Below are 22,159 nucleotides of genomic sequence, written 5' to 3' on the forward strand. Positions count from 1 at the left end.
ATAGGTGACGGGGCCGTTTATTCGTCCACCGCCGGGCTGATCTTCCGGAGCCTTCCCTGTCATACCGTGGGTGGAGGCGGTGCCTCTTCCTCAGGGATGTTCTTGCCATCCAACGGCACGGATCCACGGACTTTGCTGATGATCCGATCGATGATGACCCCCAGGATCACGGCAACCACGATGGCTATGACGGCACCCAGGAGATGGTTGTCCTCGAACCAGACTCCGAAGAAGTAGCCGAGAATCACCGAATACGTGGCCCACAGGATGGCCGACAGGGCAGTGAGGGCAACGAAGCGGCGATGGTGGAAATGAGTGGCGCCCGCCGTCAGGTTGACCGCCACCCTCCCGATGGGGATGAACCGGGCCACCATGATCAGCGAGGCCGAACGCCGTCGGAGTTCCTTGCCTGCCCAACGGAAGGCGCCCTGCATCCGCTGGGTGCGCATCCAACGCCACCGCGCGATACCGATCCGACGGCCAATAATGTAGGCGATGTTATCCCCGGAGAAGGCCCCGATGGCTGCCATCAGGCCGAGCAGCCATACGTTGGGCGAGCCGCTGCTTCCGGACACTGCGCTCAGGCCCACCACCACGGATTCGCTGGGGATGGGCGGAAAGAATCCATCAATCACGCAGCAGGCCAGCACCAGGAACAACACCCACGGCTGCTCGGCCGCGGCGAGGATGAAATCGTTGATGCCCTGCACGGTTTCCTTACGGTAGCCGGCTCCCCCACAGGCGCCGGATGACTGGTGTTCCGGGCCGTCCTTGGCGAACGGCCCGGAACACTTAAGCCTAGGCGATGCGATCGATGATGAGCTGGTGCGCCGGGCGTGATCCTTCGGGCGCAATCACTACAGCATCCTGGAGTGCCTCCTTGGCCCGTTCAAACTTCTCCGGAGTATCCGTCAGGAGTGTCATCAACGGTTCACCGGCACGGACCAGCGCACCGGGCTTGGCATGCATCCTCACACCGGCGCCGGCTTGGACCTGGTCTTCCTTGCGGGCACGGCCGGCGCCGAGGCGCCAAGCGGCCACACCCACGGAGAGCGCATCCAGTTCCACCAGGACACCGTCCGCGGGAGCATACACAACCTCGGATTCCCTGGCCACCGGCAGAGCAGCACGCGGGTCCCCGCCCTGCGCCTCGATCATCCGGTTCCAGACATCCATGGCACGCCCGTCCTTGAGCGCCGCAGCGGGATCGGCGTCGTGGATGCCGGCGCCTGCCAGCATCTCCTCGGCCAGGCGGACGGTCAGCTCGACGACGTCTTCCGGACCGCCGCCGGCAAGGACCTCCACTGATTCCTCAACTTCGATCGCGTTTCCAGCGGTCAAGCCGAGCGGCGTGGACATATCCGTGATCAGGGCGACGGTGTGCACGCCGGCGTCCTTGCCCAGGGCCACCATGGTCTCGGCAAGCTCGCGGGCCCGCGCCTCGTCCTTCATGAAGGCGCCGGAACCAACTTTGACGTCCAGCACCAATGAACCCGTGCCTTCCGCGATCTTCTTGCTCATGATCGAGGACGCAATCAGCGGGATGGCTTCCACCGTCCCCGTGACGTCGCGCAGCGCGTACAGCTTCTTATCCGCAGGAGCCAGCCCGGAGCCTGCGGCGCAAATGACTGCACCGACGTCCTGGAGTTGGGCCATGATCTCTTCGTTGCTCAAGTTGGCGCGCCAGCCGGGGATGGCTTCCAACTTGTCCAACGTTCCGCCGGTGTGGCCCAGGCCGCGGCCTGACAGTTGCGGAACCGCGACGCCGAAGACGGCAACCAAAGGAGCCAACGGCAGCGTGATCTTGTCCCCGACCCCACCGGTGGAGTGTTTATCGCTGGTAGCCTTCATGCCGCCGTCGGGCCTTGTCAGGGACGAAAAGTCCATCCGCTCGCCCGAGGCGATCATGGCGGCAGTCCACCGCGAAATCTCGGCGCGGTCCATGCCGTTGAGCAGGATGGCCATGTTCAGTGCGGCCATCTGCTCCTCGGCAATGACCCCACGGGTGTAGGCGTCGATGGTCCAGTCGATCTGCTCGGGCGAGAGAGTGCCCTTGTCACGCTTGATGGAAATGATCTGGACGGCGTCGAACGCTTCAGTGCTGGTCACGTGGTTTCCTCCAGGTTTTCGGGACCAAAGGCGTCAGGCAGGACCTGGTCCATGGTTTTGATGCCCTGCGTGGTCATGAGCTGCATGCCTGGCGCCCTGAATTCGTAGAGCAGCTGGCGGCAACGCCCACACGGCATGAGGATGTTGCCGCCGCCGTCCACGCAATAGAAGGCGGCAAGCCTGCCACCGCCGGTCATGTGGAGCTCCCCCACCAAGGCACATTCGGCGCAAAGCGTCAGGCCGTAGCTGGCATTCTCCACGTTGCAGCCGCTGACAATCCGGCCGTCCTCGGTGAGGGCCGCGGCCCCCACCGGGAACTTGGAGTACGGCGCATAGGCACGCGCCATGGCCTGCTTTGCCGCATCTTCCAGAGCGGGCCAGTCGATGTCATTCGCCGGCATCGTCAACCCTTCACGTACGGTATGCCGCTTGCGGCCGGTGGCCGCGACTTACCCACCAAACCGGCGACGGCGAAGATGGTCACCAGGTATGGCAGCATGGCCATGAACTGGCTGGGCACCGGAGTACCGATGATGCCCAGGATCGACTGCAGGTTGTAGGCGAAGCCGAACAGCAGCGACGCGAGGAAGGCACCGATCGGGTTCCATCGTCCGAAGATCAGGGCAGCCAGTGCGATGAAGCCGCGGCCACCGGAGATGTCCTTCGTGAAGGAGTCGATGGTCACCAGCGTGAACACTGCTCCACCGATGCCCGCGATGGCGCCACCCAGGGTGACGTTCCAGAAGCGGGTGGCGTTGACGTTGATACCGAGCGTGTCAGCAGCCTGCGGGTGCTCACCGACTGCGCGGACACGCAGGCCCCAGCGGGTCTTGAAGAGGCCGAACCACACCACGGCAACGGCTATGTACATGAGGTAACCGGCGATGGACTGCTCAAACAGGATGGGTCCGATGATGGGGATATCCGAAAGCAGCGGGATCGGCAGGATGTCCAGGCGACCCGGGGTGTTGAACTGCTCCTTGTTGGGAACCATGAGGGTGCCGTACAGGAAGCCGGTGAGGCCCGAGACCAGCACGTTCAGGACAACGCCCACAATGATCTGGTTGACCAAGTACTTGATGCTGAACACGGCGAGGACCATGGACACCGCGGCACCAGCGGCAGCGGCTGCAATCAGGCCGATGTAGGGGCTGCCCGTCATGGTGGCTACCAGGGCAGCAGTGAAGGCACCGCCCAGCAGCTGGCCTTCAATGGCAATGTTGACCACGCCCACGCGCTCACACAGCACGCCTGACAACGAACCGAAGACGAGCGGCACCGCCAGTGTCACCGAACCCGCGACCAAGCCTGCCAGCGAAATGGACGGCTGCCGCGCACCCGCCACAATCCACACGAGCAAGGCGAAGACGAAGACGACGGCGAAGGCGATCGGCAGCCACTTGGGCGAACGCTCCCCCTGTGTCCAGAGGTAAATCGAATAGGCGGCCATGGCAAGGAGCAGAATGCCGAAGACAACGCCGCCCACCTGCCCGGGAATCATAAGAGCGGGGACGGCAACGGCGTCGCCGGCGTCGCTGATCTTCATCTCGGCCGTCTGGTCCGGGCCCAGGAAGCCGAAGAAGACCAGGGCAATGAGTGCAAGGATGCCCAGCGACAACGGGGCCTTCATGGACGGCCGGAACGCCGGAAGGGCTGTTGAACCCGGCTTTGGAGCTGTAGTCGTCGCGCTCATTTGGCACCTCCGGAGGCGTTGACGAGGGCAGCCTTGGGAGCCGCTTTCGGTGTCTTGTTCTTCTTCTTGGGCTCAAGCCGGAAGATCGACCTGATGAGCGGCGGTGCTGCGATGAACAGGACGATGAGGGACTGCACCACCAGCACGATGTCGATGGGGGTTCCCGTCTGGATCTGCATCTGCACTGCCCCCGCGCGGAAAGCTCCGAACAACAGGCCGGCAAAGAACGTACCCCACGGGGTACTGCGGCCCAGTAGGGCAACGGTGATGGCATCAAAGCCGATCTGGGCTGCGACGCCGCCGGTGAGCACCTTTTCGGTACCGGCAACCTGCGCTATACCACCGAAGGCCGCAAGGGCACCAGCCATTGCCATCACCAGGATGGTGGCACGGGATACCTTGACCCCGGCAGTCCGTGCTGCGACGGGGTTGGCACCAACGGCGCGGAACTCGAAGCCGATGGTGGACCGGTTCAGCAGCCACCACACGCCATAGGTCAGCGCTATTGCTACGAGGAAGCCCACGTGGAGCCTGGATCCCGGGATCAGGACCGGGTAGGTTGCTGATTCGTCGAGGCGGGGCGAGATAGGGCTGTTATCCCCCGGACGCCGGAACGCAGCGGTGTTCAGCAGGAAGTCCAGCAGGAACAACGCCACATAGTTCAGCATGATGGTGACGATGACCTCATGCGCACCGGTCCGTGCTTTGAGGATGCCAACAATCGCGCCCCAAAAAGCACCGCCCAGGACACCCATGATGATGACCACCAGCAAGTGCAGGCCGAACGGCAGGTGCCAGGCGAACCCGACATAGGCTGCGAGGGTCGCACTGATAATGATCTGGCCCTGCGCACCAATGTTGAACAGGCCGGCCCGGAAGGCCAAGGCAACGCCAAGGCCGGCGCAGATGAGCGGGGTTGCCACGGTCATGGTTTCCAGAAGTGGCTGGAGGCCTTGCCGCGGGTTAAAGATTGAACCCTGGAACAGGGCAACGTAGCTCTCTGTCATGGCAGACCACAAGGCGCTCAGGAAGTCCGTGGGCCGCGCGAACAGGTAGGCTGCGGTTTTGGCAACCTGCGCGTCCGTGCTGGCGATCAACAGGCCGCCCAGGAACAGCGCCACGATGACGGCGAGCACGGACACAAAGCCGTTGCCCATCACGATCCGGCGCATGAGGCTGCCCTGCTGCGACCCGGTGTCGCCGCTCTGGGAAGACACCGGCACGATGGAGGGCTCCAGCATGCCGCCTGCAGTATCGAGTGAGACATCAGCCGCGCGGAGGTCCGCTGTGGACTGGTCCTCTGCGGGCAGGGCGGGTGTTGGTTCGCTCTTGGACTGATCGTTCTCAGTCATCGGAGCCTCCTTCCGGGCCGACGCCGGCCATCATCAAGCCGAGGGTGTCGCGGGGCGTTCCAGCAGGGACGATGCCCACGAGCTTGCCCTTGTACAGCACGGCAATCCGGTCTGCGAGTTCAATGACCTCATCAAGTTCGGTGGACACGATCATGACCGGCGTTCCGACGTCCCGCTCGGCAACGATGCGCTTATGCAGGAACTCGATGGAGCCAACATCCACGCCACGGGTTGGCTGGCTGGCGATGAACAAGCGCAACGGCCTGGACAACTCGCGGGCCATGACCACTTTTTGTTGATTGCCACCAGACAGTGTTCCGGCGGCCGACCCTGCGGAAGGGGTACGGATATCGAATTCGTCGATCTTGGCTTTGGCATGCTCGGCAACCTTGGCCGGCTTCATGCTGATGCCACTGGCGAACGGCGCCTGGTCATACAGGTCCAGTACCAGATTCTCTGCCACGGAGAAGGGCCCAACCAGTCCATCGACGGTACGGTCCTCCGGGACGAAGCCGACGCCCGAACGCAATACGTCCTTGACCGGAAGGCCCAGCAGTTGCTTGCCGTCCAGGGTCACCGAACCTGTGACGTGCTCCTGCACGCCCAGGATGGCTTCGGTCAGTTCGGTTTGGCCGTTTCCCTGGACACCCGCGACGGCGAGGATCTCGCCTTGGGCGATAGTGAAGCTGATCCCATCCACCACGTTGGTGCCGTTGGCTGCGCGAACAGTCAGGTTCTCCACGACAAACGTGGTTTCCTTCGGCTGTGCGGGAGCCTTGTTCAAGCTCAGGCTGACCGGGCGGCCCACCATCATGGAGGCCAGTTCGGTGGCCGAGGCAGACGGAGGAGCGTCGCCCACCACTTTTCCGCGGCGGATGACGGTGATCACGTCCGAGACAGCCTTCACTTCACGCAGCTTGTGCGAAATGAAGACGATGGACGTGCCGCCGGCTTTGAGTTGGCGCATGATGTCCAGGAGTTCATCGGTTTCCTGAGGCGTCAGGACAGCCGTGGGTTCGTCAAGGATGAGGACTTTGGCTTCGCGCACCAGTGCCTTGATGATCTCCACGCGCTGTTGAACGCCCACGGGGAGGTCCTCCACCAAGGCGTCGGGGTCCACGTCGAAGCCGTATTTATCGGAAATCTCCCGGATCTTCTTACGGGTTTCATCCATGCTGAGGATGCCGCCAAAAGCGGTCGGTTCCGCGCCGAGGGCCACGTTTTCCGCCACTGTGAAGACGGGGACCAGCATGAAGTGCTGGTGCACCATGCCGATACCTGCCGCCATTGCATCACCGGGGCCGCGGAAGTTGACGGGCTGGTCGTCCACCAGGATCTGGCCAGCCGTGGGCTCATAGAGCCCGTACAGCACGTTCATGAGGGTTGATTTGCCGGCACCATTTTCGCCGAGGAGGCAATGGATCTGGCCGGATTCGACCACGAGGTCGATGTCTTGGTTGGCGTAGAAGGTCCCGAAGGCTTTCGAGATCCCCTTCAATTCGAGTTTCACAACTCCCACCGTTCTGTGAGTCCAGGGACTTACTGCAGACAAGCCATTGGCTTGGCCTCAGCCTAGTCAGGGCAAAAACGCGCCGCCAGTACCGGGGCTCGGTACTGGCGGCGCGTCCAGGAATTGTTTACTTCTTGGGGCTCGCTGCCGATTCGACAACCAGCTTGCCGGAGACGATGTCGGCCTTCAGGGCATCGAGCTCGGACTTGGTTTCAGCAGTGACAGCGGAGTCAAGATCGTGGAACGGTGCGATGGCAACGCCATCGTTCTCCAACGTCCCGACATAGGCTGCGTTGTTGAACTTGCCTTCCGTGTCGTCCTTCACCACGGCTTCAACGGCTTCACCCATCTGCTTGACCACGGAGGTCAGCATGAGGTCCTTGTACTCGGGAGCGGTGAGGTAGCCATCGGAGTCAACCCAGATGAGCTTGACGTCCTTGCCGGCAGCCTTGGCTTCCTTCAGCGCAGCACCTGCACCCTTACCAACGGGGCCGGCTACAGGCATGATGATGTCTGCACCCTGGTCCAGCAGGTTGATGGTGACCTGCTTGCCGGTGTCCTGCTTTTCGAAGTCACCCGTGAACGAACCGTCCTGGGTGGTCTTGTCCCAGCCGACAACCTGGACGGTCTTGTTCTTGGCTTTGTTGTAGGCCTGGACGCCGTCGTAGAAGCCGTCCATGAAGATGGTGACTGTGGGGATCTTGATGCCGCCGAAGGTGCCCACCTTGCCGGTCTTGGTGGTGGCCGCAGCCGCGTAACCGGCCAGGTAAGCCGCCTGTGCCGTGTCATACACGATCGGCTTGACGTTGGCGATCGGCGTCTCATACGTGTAGTCGACGATCGCGAAGTGCTTGTCCGTGTTCTTCTCGGCGGCGGCCTTGGTGGCATCGCCCAGGAGGAAGCCGACGGTAACCGTAAGGTTGCAGCCAGCGGAAATCATGCCGTTGAGGTTGGTTTCGAAGTCGCTGTTGGCCTTCGATTCGGCCGACTTCACCGTGATGCCTAGATCAGTCTCGGCCTTCTTGAGGCCTTCGAACGAGGACTGGTTGAAGGACTGGTCATCGAATCCGCCGGAGTCGGACACGATGCATCCAACAAAGTCGCTCTTGGTGGCAGCGCCGGATCCGGCGTCGGGGGCCTGTCCACAACCGGTCAGCAGGAGCGCTGCTGCGCCGACGGTGGCAACACCGGCCATTGAACCGCGCTTCAGGGTGGCACGCAGTGGTTTCTTCAATTTTCCTCCAGGAAGAAAGTGATTGGCGCTACGACGGATGGTCAATGAGTGTCCGTTTCCTATACCTGAGGCAGAAATTCTGTTTTCACTGATGCTCGCAGCTGCGCCTAAGCGCATTGATGTCACCAACACTAGTGGCCTGGAACACACCCAGCTACCACAAATGATCACTCCAGGTCAGATTGTTGACCTTTTGTTACCAAGCAGTAGCCGGGTGTGCAAGTCACACGCGCTTCACCTGTGGATTAGAGGCGGACGAGCATCTTTCCGGTGTTTGCGCCATCGAGCAGATCAATGAAGGCCTGCGGTGCATTCTCCAGTCCATCGACGATTGTCTCGTCGTAGCTGACGCTGCCGTCGGCCAGCCAACCGGCCATGTTCTGCGCGAACTCCGCGGCGTGCTGGCGTTGTCCGCCCACCAGGAATCCACGCATCGTCAGCTGCTTCCCGATGGCCACTGCCAGGTTCCTCGGCGCAACCGGGGGCTCGGTGGAGTTGTACTGTGCGATGGCGCCGCACATTGCTACCCGTCCACCAACGGTGAGGGTCGCCAAGGCCGCTTCGAGGTGCTCGCCGCCGACGTTGTCGAAGTACACGTCGATGCCGCGCTCCCCCGCCGCCTCACGGAGCTGCTCGAGCACCGGGGCGTCGTTGTAGTTGAACGCGGCGTCAAAGCCAAGCTCCAGCAGGCGGGCAACCTTCTCCGGCGACCCGGCGCTGCCGATGACCTTTGACGCGCCCATGGCCTTGGCGATCTGGCCCACCATCGAGCCGACGGCACCCGCCGCACCGGACACGAAGACAACCTCGCCCTCCTTGAACTCAGCCACCTTGAGCAGTCCGGCGTAGGCAGTCAGCCCTGTCATGCCCAGCGCGCCGAGGAACGCTGACGTTGGAGCGAGTCCGCTTGGGACCGGCGTCGTCGCGGCGGCGTCCACCACAGCGTGCTCGCGCCACCCCAGTTGATGCACGACGACGTCACCCACCTTGTGCGCGTCCGAACGGGACGCGATCACCTCACCCACCGCACCGCCGTCGAGCGCTGCATCCAGGCGGAAGGGCGCAGAGTAGGACTTGACGTCGTTCATGCGGCCGCGCATATAGGGGTCCACGGACATGAATTGGTTCTTCACCAGGACCTGACCCTCGGCGAGCTCGGGAACCTGGGCCGTTGCCAACCGGAAGTTCTCCGGGGCCGGCCTGCCGATCGGGCGCGAGGCGAGCTGGATTTCGCGGGTTTCCGTTGCGGGGGCGCTCATGCTGCGAACTCCACGAGCTTGAGGTCTACGGCCATGTTGCCGCGGGTCGCGTTGGAGTAAGGGCAGATCTGGTGCGCCTTGGCCATCAGCTCTTCAGCCGTGGTGCGGTCCAGCGCGGGCAGGGCGACCTCCAACTCCGCGGCCAGGCCGTAGCCTTCGCTGTCCGTCAGGGCGCCGAAGTGGATCTTGGCAGCGACGGCGGAATCGCTGAGGTCGGCGCGCTCCTTGCGGCCCACCAGGCGGAGGGCTGAGTGGAAGCAGGCAGCGTAGCCGGCTGCGAAAAGCTGTTCCGGGTTGGTGCCTTCACCGTTGCCACCGAGTTCCACGGGGCTGGCGAGTGCTACATCCAGTTTGCCGTCATTCGTGCGGGCGTTGCCGTCGCGGCCTTCGCCGGAGGCCAATGCCTCGGCAGTGTAGAGAGTCTTCATGGTGTTTCCGTTTCTCTTCGGGAATGGATGTCTCGGGATTTTCCGGGAGTCTGTCAGAGTGAGCTGTTCAGCGCTGCCGTGAGCTTGCCGAGGGTTGCGTGCAGTTGTTCAATCTCGTCGGCGGAGAGGCCTGCGGCGTCGGCGAGGCGCTGGGGCACGGCCTGGGCGCGGCCGCTCAAGGCGGTCCCGGCGTCGGTCAGGACGACGTCCACGCGGCGCTCGTCCTCTGCGGAGCGGCGGCGTTCCACCAGGCCCAAGGCTTCGAGCCGCTTGAGCAGGGGCGAGAGCGTTCCGGAATCGAGGCCCAATTCGGCACCGAGGTCGCGAACACTCCGCGGCTCCTGCTCCCACAGGACCAGCATCACCAGGTACTGCGGGTACGTCAGGCCGAGGTCCTCCAGCACGGGGCGGTAGACCGCCGTCGCAGCTTTGGAAGCCGAATACAGCGCAAAGCAAACCTGGTGGCGGAGGCGGGGTGCATCACTCATGGATAAAACGATAGCGCACAATTCAATTGCGCACAACTCATCTTCGCCTGATGCGACTCAGTGGGTTTACTGCTCGAGGGGTTACTGCTCGAGGTCGCGGATGGTACGGAGGGCAGCTGCGGTCAGGACGCGGATGGCGTAGCCGAGGGCGCGTTCGTCCACGATGAAGTCGCCGCGGTGAAGATCGTATTCTTCGCCGCCGGGCGTGTGCGTGCCGAGGCGCATCATGGCGCCGGGAAGGTCGGCCAGGAACCAGGCGAAGTCCTCCCCACCCATGGACTGCGGGGTCAGGACCACTGCGTTCTCACCCAACTCCGCGCGCGCGGAGGCTTCGATGAGGGCTGTCTCATGCTCGGAATTGACCACCGGGGGCACGCCGCGGGTGTGCTCCATGTGGACGTCCACGCCGTAAGGGGCAGCAACCTGCTTCACCACTTCGTCCAGCAACTCCCCCGCGCTGTGCCAGGCGTCGCGGTCAAGGCAGCGCATGGTTCCGGCCATGTAGCCGGAGCCGGGGATGGCGTTGGGCGCAGAGCCGGCGGAGATCTGGCCCCAGACAACGGACACGCCACTGCGGACATCCACGCGGCGGGAAAGAACAGCAGGGACGTTGATGGCGATCTGCGACAAAGCGAAGACGAGGTCCTCGGTCAAGTGCGGCCTGGACGTGTGGCCGCCCCTGCCGGAGAGTTCAATTTTGATGGTGTCCGACGCCGAGGTGATGGCCCCGATGCGGGTGCCGATCTGGCCCACGTTGATCCGGGGATCACAGTGCAGCGCCAGGATACGCGGCACACCTTCAAGCACTCCCTGCTCGATGCAGGACAACGCGCCACCGGGCATGGTTTCCTCGGCAGGCTGGAAGATGATCCGGACCGTGCCACCCAGCGGATTGTTCTTGTGCATCCGCTGCAGCGTCAAGGCAATGCCGAGCATGGCAGTGGTGTGGACGTCGTGCCCGCAAGCATGGGTAACGCCATGGTTCTTCGACGCGAACGGCAGTCCGGTTTCCTCAATGATCGGCAGGGCGTCGATGTCCCCGCGGAGGGCGGTGGCAATGGGGCCTTCGCCCACATCAACCGTCAGCCCGGTCTCTTCCAGCCGCCGCGGCTTCAGCCCGGCTGCTTCAAGCCGCTCCACGAGCTTGTCCGTGGTACGGAATTCCTTGAAGGACAGCTCCGGGTGCGCATGGAGGTCACGCCGGAATTCGATCAGTCCGGGAAGCAGTTCATCAACCCAAGGACTCACCACGGGAGCGGGCTCGGTTTCAGTCGTGTAATTGCGCACGTCACAACTCTAGCCATGCGTGGCCCTCGAAGAACGAAAGCCACCTCTTGGTTACGCTGCGTTCAGCGGCAGGACAACCAAAAAGGTGGCTCACGGTATAAGCGGGTTGCTTTACAGCACGTCCGTATCGCCGCTGGCTTTGAGGGCGTCAACCGTACCTTTGACCAGTTGGGCATGTTCCTTGGTGGTGACCAGGAGCGCGTCCGGGGTGTCCACGATGACTACGTCCTTGATGCCGATCAGGGCGATAACGCGCTTGGTATCGGAGACCACCACCCCGCTGGCATTTTCAGCAAAGACGCGCGCGCCCTCACCAAGCACCGTCACTTCGTCGACGTCGCCGGCGTTGTTGAGGCGACCGATCGCGGCAAAGTCGCCAACGTCGTCCCAACGGAACGTGCCAGGCACGACGGCGACATCGCCGGCCGCCGCTGCGGGCTCGGCCACCGCGTAGTCAATGGCAATCTTGGGCAGGGTGGGCCAGACACGGGCGGTCACCTCGGCGCGCTGCGGCGTATCCCAGGCCTCGGCGATTTCCTGCAGGCCCGCGAAGAGCTCGGGCTGGTTGGCTTCCAAGTGCTTGAGCATGAGGGCCACAGGAGCGACGAACATGCCGGCGTTCCAGACATAGTCCCCTGCCTCGACGTACTTATTGGCAACTTCCTGGCTGGGCTTCTCCACGAACTCCGCAACTGCAAGCGCGTTGGGAGCGCCTTCGACATGGAGGGCTGCACCGGAACGGATGTAACCGAAACCAGTAGACGGGTGCGTTGGCTTGATGCCGATGGTGACGATCTTTCCCATGGCTGCGGTATAGATCGCTTCGCGCACGGTTTCCTGGAAGAGATTGTCCGGACTGATGACCTGGTCTGCGGCGAAGGAGCCCATGATGGTGTCCGGGTCCCGGCGATACAGGATGGCAGCGGCCAGTCCAATGGCGGCGCCGGAGTCCTTGGGCTCGCTTTCGAGCACCAGTTCGTCGTCCCCTACTTCGGGGAGCTGGCGGCACACTGCGGCGCGGTGTGCCTCGCCGGTTACTACGAGCACCCGCTCGCCGGCCAGCGGCTCAAGGCGGTCGTAGGTGGCCCTCAACAACGTGCTGCCGGAACCGGTCAGATCGTGGAGGAACTTGGGCGCGGCGGCACGCGAGAGCGGCCACAGCCTGGTGCCCACACCGCCCGCCGGAATGACCGCATGGAAGCGGTTCATGGGCGATTCCGGGTATTTCGCGTCTTCTGTACTCACCGCAACACTTTATCCGACGCAGCCGGGAAGCCCCGCAGAACGCCACGCATGTGGTGTTCGTCTCAAGCACTGGCCAAAATTGCCTGAATACGGGCAGGAAACATGGAATTAACAAGCAGAGAAGCCAGTCCTAAATTGAATATGCTGTTAGCGAAGCCTAGATTTAGGCGTGAGCTACGAGTGCTCTCGCAGCAGGCGTTCCCCCCGCATGGATCCCATGCCAGCGCCGCTGTGTTGCAGGAAGGTTTAATCAGTGCCGACAAAACCAGCTGGCACCTTGTACCGCGGCCGTGAAGGCATGTGGTCCTGGGTTGGACACCGTATTACCGGTGTAGTGATCTTTTTCTTCTTGTTGGTCCATGTGCTGGACACCTCATTGGTGCGCGTGTCCCCTGAGGCCTACACGGCCGTCATTGGTGCTTACAAGAACCCCCTCATGGCCCTGGGGGAAACGGGCCTGGTCGCTGCGATCATCTTCCACGCCTTCAACGGCCTGCGCGTGATCGCCATCGACTTCTGGAAGAAGGGCGCAAAGTACCAGCGCCAGATGCTGTGGATCGTGCTTGCGCTGTGGCTGGTCACGTTCGCCGGCTTCGCCATCCGCCACCTTTCCCTCGCGCTGGGAGGCCACTAAGCCATGACAACCATCGAATCCCCGCGTTCCGGGAAGATCGCCCCGAAGTACAACCGCACAGGCTCCAGCCGCGGCAACTTCGAGATGATCGCCTGGCTCTTCATGCGCCTCTCCGGCATCGTCCTGGTGGTGCTGATCTTCGGCCACCTCTTCGTGAACCTGTTGGTGGGCGAAGGCATCCACGCCATCGACTTCGGCTTCGTAGCCGGCAAGTGGGCAGATCCCTTCTGGCAGTTCTGGGACCTCGCCATGCTCTGGCTTGCCATGCTGCACGGCACCAACGGCGTCCGCACCATCATCAACGACTACGCCGAGAAGGACTCCACGCGCTTCTGGCTCAAGATGGTCCTTTACGCGGCCACCCTGGTCATCATCATCCTGGGCACCCTGGTGATCTTCACCTTCAACCCGTGCCCCGTGGTGGACGGCGTTCAGCTTCCCGGCGGATTCTGCCCGGCCCCGTAGAGGCCGTGCCACAGCGGCGCTGCCGGTTTGATACGGCACGCCTGACGTAGCGGAGCAGCCTCCGCCGACCATCTGATTTTTGAAAGAGAGAGCATCTGGTATGCAGGTCCATAAGTACGACGTCGTCATTGTCGGTGCAGGTGGCGCCGGCATGCGCGCCGCGATCGAGTCCGGTCAGCGCGCACGCACAGCGGTACTGACCAAGCTCTACCCCACCCGCTCGCACACCGGTGCAGCCCAGGGTGGAATGTGTGCAGCACTGGCCAACGTCGAAGAAGACAACTGGGAATGGCACACCTTTGACACCATCAAGGGTGGCGACTACCTGGTTGACCAGGACGCAGCCGAGGTCATGGCGAAGGAAGCCATCGACGCCGTGCTGGACCTGGAAAAGATGGGCCTGCCGTTCAACCGCACGCCCGAGGGCCGGATTGACCAGCGTCGCTTCGGTGGCCACACCCGCGACCACGGCAAGGCCCCCGTCCGCCGTGCTTGCTATGCGGCAGACCGTACCGGCCACATGATCCTGCAGACGCTGTACCAAAACTGCGTCAAGCACAACGTTGAGTTCTACAACGAGTACTACGTCCTGGACCTGCTGATCGTCGAAGAAGACGCAGTGCGCGAAGACGGTACTCCGTACAAGCAGAAGCGTGTAGCCGGCGTGGTCTCCTACGACCTCGCTTCCGGTGAACTTCACGTCTTCCAGGCCAAGTCCGTGGTGTTCGCCTCCGGCGGCGCGGGCAAGGTCTTCAAGACCACCTCAAACGCCCACACCCTCACGGGCGACGGCATGGGCATCGCGTTCCGCCGCGGCATCCCGCTGGAAGACATGGAGTTCTTCCAGTTCCACCCGACCGGCCTGGCCGGCCTTGGCATCCTCCTCACCGAGGGTGCACGTGGTGAAGGTGCCATCCTGCGTAACTCCGAGGGTGAGCGCTTCATGGAGCGCTACGCCCCCACCATCAAGGACCTTGCACCCCGTGACATCGTGGCCCGCGCCATGGCGAACGAAGTGCGTGAAGGCCGCGGCTGTGGCCCAAACAAGGACTACGTCCTCCTGGACCTGACCCACCTTGAGCCGGCGCATATCGAGGCCAAGCTTCCGGACATCACGGAGTTCGCCCGCACCTACCTGGGTGTGGAACCGTTCACCGATCCTGTTCCCGTTTTCCCGACGGCGCACTACGCCATGGGCGGCATCCCCACGAACATCACCACCGAGGTGCTGCAGGACAACGACACGATCGTGCCGGGCCTCTACGCAGCCGGTGAAGTTGCCTGTGTGTCCGTACATGGCTCCAACCGCCTCGGCACCAACTCGCTCCTGGACATCAACGTCTTCGGCAAGCGCGCCGGCATTGCCGCCGCTGAGTACTCCAAGACGGCCGATTACGTCGAGTTGCCCGAGGATCCCGAGGCAATGACCCGTGGCATCCTCAGCGGCCTGCTCAACGGCAATGGCACCGAGCGTGTTGCACAGATCCGCAAGGAACTGCAGGACACCATGGATGCCAACATGCAGGTGTTCCGTACCAAGGAATCGCTGGAGCAGGTCCTCAGCGACATCGAGTCCTTCGAAGAGCGCTACAAGAACGTCACTGTCCAGGACAAGGGCAAGCGCTTCAACCTGGACCTCCTGGAAGCGGTGGAACTGGGCTTCCTGCTGGACATGGCCAAGGTCATGACCGTCGGTGCCCTGCACCGTGAAGAGTCCCGCGGTGGCCACTACCGCGAGGACTTCCCGGACCGCAATGACGAAAAGTTCATGAAGCACTCCATGGCTTACCTGGACAATTCCGTCACCGTCGACTCCTCGGCGGAATCCGTCGCGGGCATCCGTCTTGAGACGAAGCCCGTCATCTTCACCCGTTACGAGCCGATGGAGCGTAAGTACTAATGACGACCGAAATGGCAGAGCCCGCTTCCAAGATCGAGCTCCCGGCAAGTGTTGCCGGCGACGGTGAAATTCCCACGTTCCACATCACGCTCCGCGTGCGCCGCTACGATCCGGAAATCTCGGACGAAGCCCGCTGGGACGACTACAAGCTGACGATGTACGGCACGGACCGCGTGTTGGATGCCCTGCACAAGGTCAAGTGGGAAATCGACGGCACCGTTTCCTTCCGTCGCTCCTGCGCCCACGGCGTATGTGGCTCCGATGCAATGCGCATCAACGGCCGCAACCGCCTCGCTTGCAAGACGCTGCTGAAGGACCTGGACACCACCAAGCCCATCACCGTCGAGCCGATCAAGGGCCTCCCCGTGGAGAAGGACCTGATCGTGGACATGGAACCCTTCTTCCAGTCCTTCCGCGAAGTCATGCCGTTCCTGATCAACAAGGGCCACGAGCCCACCAAGGAACGCCTGCAGTCCGTTGAGGACCGTGAGCGCTTTGACGACACCACCAAGTGCATCCTTTGCGCAGCCTGCACCTCGTCCTGCCCGGTCTTCTGGACCGACGGCCAGTACTTTGGTCCGGCAGCAATCGTCAACGCACACCGCTTCATCTTCGATTCCCGCGATGACGCCGGCGACATGCGCCTTGAGATCCTCAACGACAAAGAAGGCGTGTGGCGTTGCCGCACCACCTTCAACTGCTCGGAAGCATGCCCTCGTGGCATCCAGGTGACCCAGGCAATTGCCGAGGTCAAGCAGGCCATTCTGGCCCGCAAGATCTAGTTACCGTTCTTCAAAGAACAAACACGACGACGGCGCCACTCACCACTGATGGTGAGGGGCGCCGTCGTCGTTAATCACTGCCGTCAACCGGTCAATGCAACGCAAGGAGACCAACGTGTCACGCTCCGAAAAGATCAGCTTCACGGGAAGCACCGGCGATACGTTGGCGGGCATCGTGGACGTTCCTGAGGGCCCTGTCCGGGGCTGGGGCCTGTACTCCCATGGCCTGACGCTCGGCAAGGACAGCCCTGCCGCTTCCCGCATCTGCAAGGGGCTGGCTGAGCAGGGTATTGGAATGCTGCGTTTCGACAATTTGGGTCTTGGCGGCTCAGCAGGTGAATGGTCGGCGGGATCGTTCAGCGTGAAGGTGTCCGACACCATTCTGGCCGCGGAATTCATGCGGGAACAGGGCCGGGGAATCTCCGTGCTGGTGGGCCACTCGTTTGGGGGTGCGGCTGTGCTTGCCGCAGCCCGCGATGTCCCGGGGCTCAACGCCGTGGTGACTGTTGGCGCACCGTACGAGCCCAAGCACGTTGAGCACATGTTCGACACCGAAATTGAGGACATCCTCCGCGATGGCAGCGCTGTGGTGGACCTCGGTGGACGTCCCATGGAGGTCCGCCGCCACTTTGTGGAAGACGTGGAACGCGCCGATCTGCGCGACTGCATCCGCACCCTCCACAAGCCGCTGATGGTGATGCACTCCCCCACCGACAACACCGTGGGGATCGACAACGCCAGCGAGATCTTCCGTACCGCCCGGCACCCCCGGAGTTTTATCTCGCTGGAGGGCAGCGAGCATCTGCTGACCGGGAAGGGCCAGGCAGCACGGGTCGCCCGCATCATCAGCGCGTGGGCGGACCCCTACCTGGAGATCCGCGACGCCGGTTAGCTGCTACTTGCCGATGGCCGCTTTGCTTTCACTGAGCCACTGCTCGGCCGCCTTCTCCGGGGTCAGCCGCTTGAACAGGACCTCGGTGTTGATACGGGCCGTGATCTCTGAGACAGCCGTTGAACCGGTGGGACCAATGAACGTGGGGGCAAAGTCCATCTTGCCGATCTGGTCAATGTAGGCGGCCTCAACCTTGCCCTGGGGCGTCAATAGGTCCTGAATGGCCGTGCGCATGCCGGAGTTGCTGGGCACACCGCGATCGCTCTGGATGATCTTGGCCGCAGCCTCGTTGTTCACCAGGAAGTTCACCAGCTTGGCGGCGGCATCTGTGTGCTTGCTGCGTGCGGAGATGGTGTAGAACTGCGAGGACTGGAGCCAGATGCCGGGCGTAGGTGTCTCACCGGGCAGCTTCAGGAGCTTCAATTCGGCCCCTGAAGCCTTGCTGAGCGCAGAGAGCGAGTTGCTCCACGTGAGCATCATGCCGGCCTGTCCCATGCCCATGAGTGTCTGCTCCGTGCTGACGTTGAGCTTCTCCACGGTCTCCGAAGCACTGGGCGCTGCGCCGGACTCGCTGAGCTTCAGCGAGAAGTCGAAGTAGTCCTGGACAGTTTCCTTGTCCAGTCCCAGCTGGCCGTCTTGTGTGTAGAGCGACTTGCCACGTTGGCGGGCGAAGGCATCCAGGGAGTCATGAGTGAGGACGGTCGCCGTGCCATAGGTGCCCTTGGGGCTCTTGGTGGTGATGTCTTCCGCGATCTTGGCGAACTCGTCCCAGGACCACTTGCTGTCATCCGGCAGCGCAACACCGGCGGCTTGGAAGACGGCAGGGTTCACTACGATAGCCAGGGCGTTGGCGCCTGTGGACACTCCGTACTGCTTGCCCTGGACCTGCCCGTTTTCCAGGGCTCCCTGGTCAATTTTGGAAAGGTCCAGGGAACCGCTCACTGTGGACAGATCCAGCAGGGCGCCGCGGTTGGCGTATTCGGCCGGGTAGGCGCCGCCCATCGTGATGACATCGGGGGCGTCGTTTGCTGCCACCTGGGTGGCCAGTTTGTCGAAGTATCCCGTGATGTCGCCGTACTCCGGCTTGACCTTGATGTTGGGGTTGGCTGCTTCGAACTCTTTAATGGCATTGTTGGTCAGCTCGGCACGGTTGGCGTTGCCCCACCACGAGAACCGGATTTCGACCGGCCCATCTTCAGGCTGGTTGGCGGAAGGGCTGGAACAGGCTGCAGTAAGCCCAAGCATGCTGACGGCGGCTACGAAAGCGATGGATTTGCGGAGATGTCGGAGGGGTTTACGCGTCATTGGGTAAGCTTCTTTCAGGCTCAAGAAAACGGTTCCTGAAACGTATCAAGGCGGTGTATATTCGTCAATAGTTTGGAATATGAACTATATAAATCCACTGAGGAGTCCGCCTTGACCATGCGCTTGGACCAGATCCAGATCCGGGACCCATTCGTGCTTACCCAGCCGTCATCCGGCTGCTACCTGCTCTTCGGCAGCACGGACAAGAACATCTGGTCGGGGCCTGCCACAGGGTTCGACTGCTACCGAAGCAGCGACCTTGCCACGTGGGAAGGTCCGCTGCCCGCCTTCCGCCCATCCCCCGAATTCTGGAGCCAGGAACAGTACTGGGCTCCTGAGGTGCACCACTACCAAGGGCGCTACTTCATGTTCGCGACGTTTACTGCGCCGGGGCGTTTCCGTGGAACGCAGGTCCTTTCAGCAACTGCGCCCGAGGGCCCCTACGAGCCGTGGAGCGATGGCCCTGTCACCCCCGGTGACTGGGAGTGCCTGGACGGGACGCTCCACGTGGACGATGCCGGGACGCCCTGGATGGTGTTCTGCCACGAATGGAAGCAAGTACACGACGGAGCCATGATGGCCCAGCGGCTCAGCCCGGACTTGCGGACAGCCGAGGGTGTGCCAGTCTTCCTCTTCAGCGCCTCGGAAGCACCGTGGTCCCGCGCCCTGGATGTTCCGTCCGTCCGGGACAGGGAGTTTCCCGTCTATGTCACCGACGGACCATTCCTCTTCCGGCTGTCCAGCGGCAAGCTCATCATGTTGTGGTCGAGCTTTGGCGACCACGGCTACGCAATGGGGATCGCCCGAAGCGAATCCGGAACAGTTTTGGGCCCATGGACCCAGGAGCCAGAGCCCCTCTGGAGCACTGATGGTGGCCACGGCATGATCGGCCGTGCACTGGATGGCAGCCTTTTCCTGACACTTCACCAGCCCAACAAGAGCCCCCACGAGCGGGCTGCATTCTTCCCGCTCGTAGAACGCGAGGACACCGTAGTTCTGGCGCCGGAGGAATACGATCCCGCCACCCCCGGCGCCTGAGGGGTTGACACCTCCGCGCTCCGAGACAAGGATTGAATCGTTTCGGAAAACGGTTTCTCAGTGACAGCAGCAGTCAACGCAGACAGCATCAGGAGGGCGTGCACAGTGCACAGCCAAAGCACCATACCTAGTCCGCAATCCCCCGCAGCCATCGACCGCAAGGTCCTCGTGCGGCGCCACAACGTCCGGCAGGAACACCTTGACCCCCGGAGCCCAGTGTCCGTGGGCAACGGAGAATTCGCCTTCACCATGGATCTCACGGGGCTGCAGTCGTTGCCCGGCGCCTACCCTGTTGGCGCCCGCGACGAGCTGCCACCGGGAACGCTGCTGGGTACGCAAACCCAGTGGGGTTGGCACTCGGTCCCATCGGAGCAGCCTTATGACCTGGCCGCTTCCACTGTCCTCTACGATTCACCCCGTGGTCCCGTGCCCTACGTGGACATGGTGGGAGACATCGTCAACGATCGCGAGACGGATACGTCGTTGGCTGAAACCTGGCTAAGGGCCAACGCCCATCGGCTGGACCTTGGGCGCATCGGCTTCCGCTGGATGGAAGACGGCACTGAACGCCCCCTCACAGCAGCAGACATCGCCGGCACCGAACAAACACTGGACCTGTGGACGGGGGTCGTCACCAGTCGCTTCACGCTGGCGGGCCACTCAGTGACGGTTACGACGGCGTGCCACCCCGACCGCGATCAGCTCGGCTTCCGGGTGGAGTCGTCGGCGCTTGGTGCTGGTCTGGTTGTCGGCTTCAGCTTCCCGTACGGCTCTGAGGCGTGGCACGACGCCGCGGACTGGACACGATCGGATGCCCACACCACGACGCTCAGTGGACCGTCGCCAGTGGGACACCACGGATCCGCAGCATGGACCGCCCACCGCGACCTGGACGATTCCCGCTACAAGGTGGTGATCACCGGTCAGAGCCTGGCTGTGGAACAGGCCGATCTCCACCACCTCCACATTGCCCCGGCCTCGCCCGGAACTCCGGCCAGAGACGCCGTACTGGACTTCTCCGTTGCGTTCCTTTCCGCAGGTGATGGTGACTGCATCCCCAGAGGCAACAACAGGCCAGCCAACCACGCCCAGCAGCCGGACGGCTCCGCGAAGGCCGGTAACGACGTCGAACTTTCACCTGCACGTTCAGTCATCGAAGCATCCGCCGCCTACTGGCCGGAGTTCTGGTCCTCGGGTGGGGCAATCGAGCTCGACGCGACCGCCGATCCGCGGGCAAAGGAGTTGGAGCGCAGGATCGTGCTGTCCCAGTACCTGACGGCAATCAATTGCTCAGGCTCGTTGCCTCCACAGGAGACCGGGCTTGTCTGCAATTCGTGGCGTGGCCGCTTTCATCTTGAAATGCACTGGTGGCACGCCGCGCACTTCGCGCACTGGAACCGCGTGGAACTGCTCCTGCCATCCTTGCGGTGGTACTCCACGGTGCTGGAGACCTCCCGCCAGACCGCCAAGGCCCAAGGCTTCGAGGGCGTCCGCTGGCCCAAGCAGGTAGGGCCCGACGGAAGGGAGAGCCCCAGTCCGATCGGGACGTTCCTCATTTGGCAACAGCCACACCCCATCCACCTGGCCGAATTGCTGTACCGGGCCAACCCCAACCGCGAAGTCCTGGAAGAGTTCGCCGAGATCGTGTTTGAGTCAGCTGCCTTCATGGCCAGCTTTGCCCACCCAACATCGCGGGGATTCGAGCTGGGACCACCCCTGATTCCAGCACAGGAAAGCTACGGCTCCATCCGGGCCAAGGTCACCAACCCGACGTTTGAGTTGGCCTACTGGCAGTGGGGCCTGCGAACGGCGGCTGCGTGGCGCGAGCGGCTGGGCCTGGAACCCGTGCCGGAATGGTCCGACGTAGCAGATGGCATGGTGCCACCTCGCGTGATCGACGGCGTCTACGCTGCGATCGACGTGGAGCCTTTCACCATCCGCACCGACCACCCCTCCATGTTGTGCGCCCTCGGAGTCCTCCCGCAGACCGACCTCATTGATCCGGACATCATGCGCGCCACCCTGTCCGGCGTCCTGGCCGACTGGGACTGGGGCAGCACCTGGGGCTGGGACTATCCCGTGATGGCCATGACCGCTGCGCGGCTGGAGGACCCCGAGGCAGCCGTGGACGCGCTCCTTCTAAGCGCCGGCAAGAACACGGTCCTCATCAACGGACACAACCGGCAAACCGATTCCCTGCCGCTCTACCTCCCCGGAAACGGAGGGCTTCTGGCCGCCGTCGCACTGATGGCGGCAGGCTGGGACAACGGGCCGGAGCGGCATGCCCCCGGATTCCCGTCGGACTGGACCGTTGCGTGGGAAGGGCTGGTGCAGGCGCCCTAGGGTGGTTCCGGGGACCCTGCCGGCTATCCGCGGCGGGGTCCCACCGCTGCCCCCACAAGCGCCCCGAGCCCCACCCCGATAAGGATGCCCAGGAACGGGGAATTGAAAACCAGTTGGCCAACGATGAGGCCCACGGCAGCCCCCAGGAGGCAGCCGATCCACAGTTGGTTGTTCATGGGGCCTCCAGGACTGGAA

At 62.9% G+C, this 22,159-nt stretch carries 21 protein-coding genes; 7 read left to right on the plus strand and 14 right to left on the minus strand.

Annotated features, from left to right (window positions below):
* Nucleotides 1–59: 59 nt before the first annotated feature.
* From ACSSVG_RS03550 to ACSSVG_RS03605, 12 genes are all read right to left on the minus strand, one after another.
* The gene (locus ACSSVG_RS03550) at nt 60–710 is read right to left on the minus strand and encodes a DedA family protein (RefSeq protein ID WP_231342457.1); all 651 of its coding nucleotides are present in this window, start codon (nt 708–710) and stop codon (nt 60–62) included.
* Nucleotides 711–798: 88 nt separating this feature from the next.
* Nucleotides 799–2,109, minus strand: coding sequence for a thymidine phosphorylase (locus ACSSVG_RS03555; protein ID WP_492417330.1), 1,311 nt, complete (start codon nt 2,107–2,109; stop codon nt 799–801).
* Nucleotides 2,106–2,510 carry a cytidine deaminase gene (locus ACSSVG_RS03560; protein ID WP_231342465.1) on the minus strand — a complete coding sequence of 135 codons (405 nt, stop codon included), beginning with the start codon at nt 2,508–2,510 and terminating at the stop codon, nt 2,106–2,108. The genes ACSSVG_RS03555 and ACSSVG_RS03560 overlap by 4 nt, the downstream gene beginning before the upstream one ends.
* A gap of 2 nt (nt 2,511–2,512) precedes the next feature.
* Nucleotides 2,513–3,802: an ABC transporter permease gene (locus tag ACSSVG_RS03565; protein ID WP_492417332.1), complete on the minus strand. Its 1,290-nt coding sequence runs from the start codon at nt 3,800–3,802 to the stop codon at nt 2,513–2,515.
* Nucleotides 3,799–5,154 carry an ABC transporter permease gene (locus ACSSVG_RS03570; RefSeq protein WP_492417334.1) on the minus strand — a complete coding sequence of 452 codons (1,356 nt, stop codon included), beginning with the start codon at nt 5,152–5,154 and terminating at the stop codon, nt 3,799–3,801. Before ACSSVG_RS03570 ends, ACSSVG_RS03565 begins: the two co-directional genes overlap by 4 nt.
* Nucleotides 5,147–6,664 (minus strand): ABC transporter ATP-binding protein, encoded by a 1,518-nt coding sequence (locus tag ACSSVG_RS03575; RefSeq protein WP_231342472.1) that lies wholly within the window; start codon nt 6,662–6,664, stop codon nt 5,147–5,149. Before ACSSVG_RS03575 ends, ACSSVG_RS03570 begins: the two co-directional genes overlap by 8 nt.
* Before the next feature lie 127 nt (nt 6,665–6,791).
* The gene (locus ACSSVG_RS03580) at nt 6,792–7,898 is read right to left on the minus strand and encodes a BMP family lipoprotein (RefSeq protein WP_439898960.1); all 1,107 of its coding nucleotides are present in this window, start codon (nt 7,896–7,898) and stop codon (nt 6,792–6,794) included.
* Between the two features lie 245 nt (nt 7,899–8,143).
* The gene (locus ACSSVG_RS03585) at nt 8,144–9,157 is read right to left on the minus strand and encodes an NADP-dependent oxidoreductase (protein ID WP_231343322.1); all 1,014 of its coding nucleotides are present in this window, start codon (nt 9,155–9,157) and stop codon (nt 8,144–8,146) included.
* Nucleotides 9,154–9,585 (minus strand): organic hydroperoxide resistance protein, encoded by a 432-nt coding sequence (locus ACSSVG_RS03590; RefSeq protein ID WP_231343323.1) that lies wholly within the window; start codon nt 9,583–9,585, stop codon nt 9,154–9,156. Before ACSSVG_RS03590 ends, ACSSVG_RS03585 begins: the two co-directional genes overlap by 4 nt.
* A 53-nt stretch (nt 9,586–9,638) precedes the next feature.
* On the minus strand, nt 9,639–10,073 hold the full coding sequence (locus ACSSVG_RS03595; RefSeq protein WP_253467181.1) for a MarR family winged helix-turn-helix transcriptional regulator: 435 nt from the start codon (nt 10,071–10,073) through the stop codon (nt 9,639–9,641).
* 81 nt (nt 10,074–10,154) lie between these two features.
* On the minus strand, nt 10,155–11,360 hold the full coding sequence (locus ACSSVG_RS03600) for an amidohydrolase (RefSeq protein WP_231343326.1): 1,206 nt from the start codon (nt 11,358–11,360) through the stop codon (nt 10,155–10,157).
* A gap of 111 nt (nt 11,361–11,471) precedes the next feature.
* Nucleotides 11,472–12,569 carry a mannose-1-phosphate guanylyltransferase gene (locus tag ACSSVG_RS03605; RefSeq protein WP_256492275.1) on the minus strand — a complete coding sequence of 366 codons (1,098 nt, stop codon included), beginning with the start codon at nt 12,567–12,569 and terminating at the stop codon, nt 11,472–11,474.
* A 334-nt stretch (nt 12,570–12,903) separates the two neighbouring features.
* On the opposite strand from ACSSVG_RS03605, the gene sdhC reads away from it, so the two are divergent.
* The 5 genes from sdhC to ACSSVG_RS03630 all read left to right on the plus strand — a co-directional run bounded on the left by sdhC (nt 12,904) and on the right by ACSSVG_RS03630 (nt 17,278).
* On the plus strand, nt 12,904–13,239 hold the full coding sequence (gene sdhC / locus ACSSVG_RS03610) for a succinate dehydrogenase, cytochrome b556 subunit (protein WP_231343329.1): 336 nt from the start codon (nt 12,904–12,906) through the stop codon (nt 13,237–13,239).
* Nucleotides 13,240–13,242: 3 nt separating this feature from the next.
* Nucleotides 13,243–13,704: a succinate dehydrogenase hydrophobic membrane anchor subunit gene (locus tag ACSSVG_RS03615; protein ID WP_017197835.1), complete on the plus strand. Its 462-nt coding sequence runs from the start codon at nt 13,243–13,245 to the stop codon at nt 13,702–13,704.
* 100 nt (nt 13,705–13,804) lie between these two features.
* The gene (gene sdhA, locus ACSSVG_RS03620; RefSeq protein WP_231343328.1) at nt 13,805–15,604 is read left to right on the plus strand and encodes a succinate dehydrogenase flavoprotein subunit; all 1,800 of its coding nucleotides are present in this window, start codon (nt 13,805–13,807) and stop codon (nt 15,602–15,604) included.
* Nucleotides 15,604–16,386 (plus strand): succinate dehydrogenase iron-sulfur subunit, encoded by a 783-nt coding sequence (locus ACSSVG_RS03625; protein WP_024820061.1) that lies wholly within the window; start codon nt 15,604–15,606, stop codon nt 16,384–16,386. The genes sdhA and ACSSVG_RS03625 overlap by 1 nt, the downstream gene beginning before the upstream one ends.
* A gap of 115 nt (nt 16,387–16,501) precedes the next feature.
* Nucleotides 16,502–17,278, plus strand: coding sequence for an alpha/beta hydrolase (locus ACSSVG_RS03630; protein WP_492417338.1), 777 nt, complete (start codon nt 16,502–16,504; stop codon nt 17,276–17,278).
* 3 nt (nt 17,279–17,281) lie between these two features.
* Here the strand turns inward: ACSSVG_RS03630 and ACSSVG_RS03635 are convergent, their stop codons facing one another.
* Nucleotides 17,282–18,583 (minus strand): ABC transporter substrate-binding protein, encoded by a 1,302-nt coding sequence (locus ACSSVG_RS03635; RefSeq protein WP_231343453.1) that lies wholly within the window; start codon nt 18,581–18,583, stop codon nt 17,282–17,284.
* A gap of 117 nt (nt 18,584–18,700) precedes the next feature.
* Between ACSSVG_RS03635 and ACSSVG_RS03640 the strand changes: the two genes are divergently transcribed.
* Both ACSSVG_RS03640 and ACSSVG_RS03645 read left to right on the plus strand, forming a co-directional pair.
* Complete coding sequence (locus tag ACSSVG_RS03640; protein WP_492419131.1) at nt 18,701–19,621, plus strand: glycoside hydrolase family 43 protein; 921 nt, start codon at nt 18,701–18,703, stop codon at nt 19,619–19,621.
* A 105-nt stretch (nt 19,622–19,726) separates the two neighbouring features.
* Nucleotides 19,727–21,964 carry a glycoside hydrolase family 95 protein gene (locus ACSSVG_RS03645; RefSeq protein WP_492419133.1) on the plus strand — a complete coding sequence of 746 codons (2,238 nt, stop codon included), beginning with the start codon at nt 19,727–19,729 and terminating at the stop codon, nt 21,962–21,964.
* A 23-nt stretch (nt 21,965–21,987) separates the two neighbouring features.
* Here ACSSVG_RS03645 and ACSSVG_RS03650 read toward each other — a convergent pair whose 3' ends face one another.
* Nucleotides 21,988–22,140 carry a YMGG-like glycine zipper-containing protein gene (locus ACSSVG_RS03650; RefSeq protein ID WP_159698106.1) on the minus strand — a complete coding sequence of 51 codons (153 nt, stop codon included), beginning with the start codon at nt 22,138–22,140 and terminating at the stop codon, nt 21,988–21,990.
* Between the last annotated feature and the right edge of the window lie 19 nt (nt 22,141–22,159).

It is taken from the genome of Paenarthrobacter sp. E2MeOHC11 (assembly GCF_058744955.1).